This window comes from Campylobacter sp. RM5063, from assembly GCF_024723655.1.
GTDB classification, from domain to species: domain Bacteria; phylum Campylobacterota; class Campylobacteria; order Campylobacterales; family Campylobacteraceae; genus Campylobacter_D; species Campylobacter_D lari_D.
Window position 1 is genome coordinate 1 of record NZ_JANQDA010000035.1, and the last position, 4,511, is coordinate 4,511.

A 4,511-nucleotide genomic window follows, 5' to 3' on the forward strand; every position below is an offset into this window, starting at 1 on the left:
TTAGCAGATGCTTGGTAAAATGCTATAATCTTGCTTTAATTTTTTTAAAGGTTTTTTATGGCTGCTGATGATCAAGAGAAAACAGAAGAACCCACATCCAAGAAAATAGAAGATGCGCGACAAGAAGGAAATGTCCCAAAAAGCCAAGATGCATCTGCTGTGGCTGTACTTATTATAGCTGTGGTTGTGGTGTTGTTTATGATGCCTTTTATAGGTGAGAGAATTAGCGGTTTATATCGTTTTTATCAAAGTTTTATAGGCATTGAAATTGATTTAAAGATTTTACAAAAAATCATTATAAAAACTATGATAGAGATGTTTATTATGGTATTGCCCATTACTTTAGTAATTATGGTAGCGGGTGTGCTTGGAAATCTAATGCAGTTTGGTTTTATTTTTACTACTAAGCCCATTACTCCAAATTTTAATAAAATTAATCCTATTAACGGGCTTAAAAATCTTTTTTCTTTAAAAAAGATTATTGAGGCTTTGAAAATTATACTTAAAGTCGGTGTTGTATTTGGTATAGCTTTTGTTTTTTTATTGCAATTTATGAAAGAACTTCCTAGAGTAGAACTTTATACGATTTATCCACAACTTTTATGGCTTAGGGATAAAGCTATTATACTTGCAGCTATTGTTATTATAGCTTTTTTGATTATAGGGCTTTTAGATGTACTTTTGGTAAGGTATCAATACTTTAAAAACTTACGCATGAGTAAACAAGAAGTTAAAGATGAATTTAAACAAAGCGAGGGAGACCCTTTAGTAAAAGGAAGAATTCGTCGTTTGCAAATGGAAGCAGCAAGGCGTAGAATGGTGCAAGATGTTGCTAGTGCTGATGTTGTGATTACTAACCCTACCCACTATGCGGTTGCTTTGCGTTATGATAGTTCCAAAGAAGCTGCACCAAAAGTTTTAGCTAAGGGGGTGGATTTTTTAGCTTTGCGTATTAAAGATATGGCATATGAATACAATGTTATGATTTATGAAAATCCTCCTTTAGCTAGAGAACTTTATAAAGCTTGCGAGGTAAATGATCTTATTCCACCAGAGCTTTTTAAAGCAGTGGCAGAGGTTTTAAGCTTTGTCTATACTTCCAATAGACAAAAATTTGCCGATAGATTAAAATAAATTTAGCTTTTTAATTAAGCTTATAATGGTCATAGTTATAGAAAGGGTGTAAATACCTAAAAGTGCTATGCGGTGGGATTTAAGATTGATTTTTTCCATGATTTTTATACCAAGATAAACTCCTAGCATAGAGCTAAATCCTACTAAGCTTCCATTTTGTAACACTTCTTTATCAATGATGTCATTATATACAAAAGAACTAATTCCTGAAATTGAAGCAAATATTACAAAAAATAAACTAAGTGGCACTACTTTTTTAGTATCATAGCCTAAAAAATAAGCTAAAATAGGGGTAATTAAAAGCCCACCACCAATTCCTAAAGATATAGCAAAAATTCCTGTAAATACGCCACAAATTAGCAAAATAGAATTTTTTAAGATATTAGAGTGGTTAATGTTTCCAATGGTGCTTTTTTGATTAAAAGCAAATTTTAAGAAGAATACAATACTCACGCATAGAAAAATACTTGTTAAGGTTATATCTGAAAAATACGAGAGTAAAAGCCCGCTAAACATCGCACCTAAAAAGCCTCCAAAGCCTATGATAAGTCCATCTTTTAAGATTAAATTTTTCTTTTTATAGTTTAAATAGGAACCAAAAATAGAAGCAAAAATCATTTGTACAACAGAAATTGCAACAGCATGATGAGAGCTAAGTCCTAAAGTAAGCATGAAAGGAACGATAATCATACCACCACCTATGCCAAAAACCCCTGAAGCCATACCTGAAAAAATTCCTATAATCATATAAGGAAGTAAAGTTAAATCCATAATTTATAAACCTTTAAATAAAAAATATTGTAACAAAATAAAATTTATTTATCTTTAGAAAATATAATCATAGTCGATTTATGATGATTATAAAGATTTTTTGGAGTTAATATGAAATTTTGTAAAAAATGCGTTATGCCAGATACTAAGCCTGATTTGCATTTTAATGATGAGGGAATTTGTGATGCGTGTTGCTCGCAAGAAGCTAAAAATCATGAGATAAATTGGCAAGAGCGTGAAAAAGAATTTCTAGAACTCGTTAAAAAATATAAAAAACATCCTGTGTATGATTGTGTGATAGGAGTAAGTGGTGGTAAGGATTCTACCTTTCAAGTTTTAAAATGTCTTGAACTTGGACTTAATCCTTTGTGTGTTTGTTTTGAACCAAGTATCCCTACTAAAATAGGTAAAAAGAATTTAAAAAATTTAAATAACCTTGGTGTTGATTTAATCCATATCAAAAGAAATCCTTTGGTGTATAAAAAATTAGCCCGCGAAGCTTTTATAAGAACGGGTGATAATGAATGGCAAAACCATTTGGGGATTTTTACATGTGTTCCAAAAGTAGCTGTTGCTTTTGGTATTCCTTTGATTATTTGGGGAGAAAGTCCGCAGATTGAGTATGGTGGGCCAGCTAGCTCTAAAGAAAAAAACACTTTAGGTAGAGAGTGGCTTGAAGAATTTGGCGGACTTTTGGGTAATAGAATTTCTGATATGATTGGTGTTGATGGTATTAGAGAAAAGGATTTATATTTTTATACTTATCCAAGCGATGAAGAGCTTCAAAGAGTAGGAGTTACAGGGTTATTTTTGGGATATTATTTTAAATGGGATTATAAGTATAATTTAAAATTAGCCCAAGAAAATGGCTTTAAAACTAGTACAAAACCAGTTGAAACTACTTATGAGAATTTTGAAAATTTAGATTGTTATTCAAATCATGTGCATGATTATTTAAAATACTGCAAATATGGTTTTGGAAGAGCTACGGATAATGCGTGCTTGGATATAAGACTTGGCTATATTAGCCGTGAAGAGGGCGTGAGACTTGTAAATAAATATGATGGAAAGCCACCTAAAAAGGCTATTAAGAAGTATTTGGAATTTAGTGGTTTTAGTGAAAAAGAATTTGAAAAAATTGTCGATTCTTATACTAATAAAAAGATATTTAAACGCGATGAAAATGGTAAATTCTTAAGAGATAGTGATGGATCATTGATAAAAAAAGATGAGTTTGTTTTGAAATGATTTGTATTGTTGATTATCATCTTGGAAATTTTAAATCTGTTTTGAAAGCTTTTGAAAAACTTAATCAAGAAGTGATTATAAGTTCTAAAAAAGAAGATATAAAAAATGCCTCTAAATTAGTTTTACCGGGCGTTGGATCTTTTAAACAAGGTATGGAAAATTTAAAAAAACTTGCACTAGATGAGTTTTTAAAAGAATGTGTTTTAAAAGATAAAAAGCCTATTTTGGGGATTTGTCTTGGTATGCAACTTTTTGCTAGTAAAGGGTATGAGGGCGGAGAGTGTGAAGGGCTTGATTTTATAAAAGCAAAGGTTTTGAAATTTGATTTAAGTAAAGAAAAATTATTGCATAGTGGTTGGGATGATTTACAATTTAGTGATAAAAAAAGCAAGCTATTTGATGGAATTTTAGAAAAAAGTGATTTTTATTTTGTGCATTCTTATTATGTAGAGTGTTTAGAAAGTGTGGAAACTTCTTTTTGTGAGTATGAAAAACCTTTTTGTGCAAGTTTTGAAAAAGATAATATTTTTGCTGTGCAATTTCACCCTGAAAAAAGCCAAAATGTAGGTTTGAAACTTTTGGAAAATTTTGCAAATTTAAAGGCCTAGTATGCTTAAAACAAGAATTATACCTTGCGTGTTATTAAAAGATCATCAGCTTGTAAAAAGTATCAATTTTTCTTCTTTTAGAACTATAGGGCATGTAATAAGCACAGCTAGGATATATAATGCTAGAAATGTTGATGAGCTTATAGTTTTAGATATCAATAAAAATGGTGTTATAGATTTTGAAAGCTTAGAAGATATAGCTAATGAGTGCTTTATGCCTTTAACTATTGGAGGTGGGATTAGAACTTTAGAAGATATTAGAAAAGTGTTAGATATAGGTGCTGATAAAATTAGTATTAATTCTATGGCTTTGCAAGATCCAGATTTTGTCAAAAAGGTGGCAAATACTTTTGGAAGCTCTTGTGTAGTATGCTCGATTGATGTAAAAAAAGACAAAAATAAATTTAAAGTTTTTAATAATGAAATTTTAGATATTGATCCGCTAGAACTTGCATTAAAATACGAATCTTTAGGAGCAGGGGAGATACTTTTAACAAGTGTTGATAAAGAAGGAAGTTCTTTGGGGTATGATTGGGAATTGCTAGAGTATTTCAAAGGTAAATTAAAAATTCCACTCATTATCAATGGAGGACTTTCTAAGCCTCAAGATGGGGTAAAAGCCATACAACTTGGTGCGAATGCATTGGCTGGTGCTTATATATTTCATTTTAGTCAATATACTCCAAATGATGTTAAAAATGAGCTTTTAAAAAATGATATCCCCGTGAGGATTGTTTAAATTTACAAAAT

At 30.7% G+C, this 4,511-nt stretch carries 5 protein-coding genes; 4 read left to right on the forward strand and 1 reads right to left on the reverse strand.

What is annotated here, in order from left to right:
* The first annotated feature begins 57 nt into the window (after positions 1–57).
* Entirely contained in the window at positions 58–1,134 is a 1,077-nt protein-coding gene (gene flhB, locus CAMP5063_RS08070) for a flagellar biosynthesis protein FlhB (RefSeq protein ID WP_133319972.1), read from the forward strand.
* On the opposite strand, the gene CAMP5063_RS08075 is transcribed toward flhB, so the two are convergent.
* Positions 1,126–1,905 carry a sulfite exporter TauE/SafE family protein gene (locus CAMP5063_RS08075; RefSeq protein ID WP_133319971.1) on the reverse strand — a complete coding sequence of 260 codons (780 nt, stop codon included), beginning with the start codon at positions 1,903–1,905 and terminating at the stop codon, positions 1,126–1,128. The two genes, flhB and CAMP5063_RS08075, sit on opposite strands and share 9 nt — an antisense overlap.
* A gap of 111 nt (positions 1,906–2,016) precedes the next feature.
* On the opposite strand from CAMP5063_RS08075, the gene pseA reads away from it, so the two are divergent.
* Genes pseA through CAMP5063_RS08090 form a run of 3 tightly spaced genes read left to right on the forward strand, consistent with a single transcriptional unit; the run spans position 2,017 to position 4,500 of the window.
* Positions 2,017–3,153: a pseudaminic acid biosynthesis protein PseA gene (gene pseA / locus CAMP5063_RS08080; RefSeq protein ID WP_263666008.1), complete on the forward strand. Its 1,137-nt coding sequence runs from the start codon at positions 2,017–2,019 to the stop codon at positions 3,151–3,153.
* Positions 3,150–3,761: an imidazole glycerol phosphate synthase subunit HisH gene (gene hisH, locus CAMP5063_RS08085; RefSeq protein ID WP_263666010.1), complete on the forward strand. Its 612-nt coding sequence runs from the start codon at positions 3,150–3,152 to the stop codon at positions 3,759–3,761. The genes pseA and hisH overlap by 4 nt, the downstream gene beginning before the upstream one ends.
* 1 nt (position 3,762) lies before the next feature.
* Positions 3,763–4,500, forward strand: coding sequence for a HisA/HisF-related TIM barrel protein (locus CAMP5063_RS08090; RefSeq protein ID WP_263661742.1), 738 nt, complete (start codon positions 3,763–3,765; stop codon positions 4,498–4,500).
* The last annotated feature ends 11 nt before the right edge of the window (positions 4,501–4,511 follow it).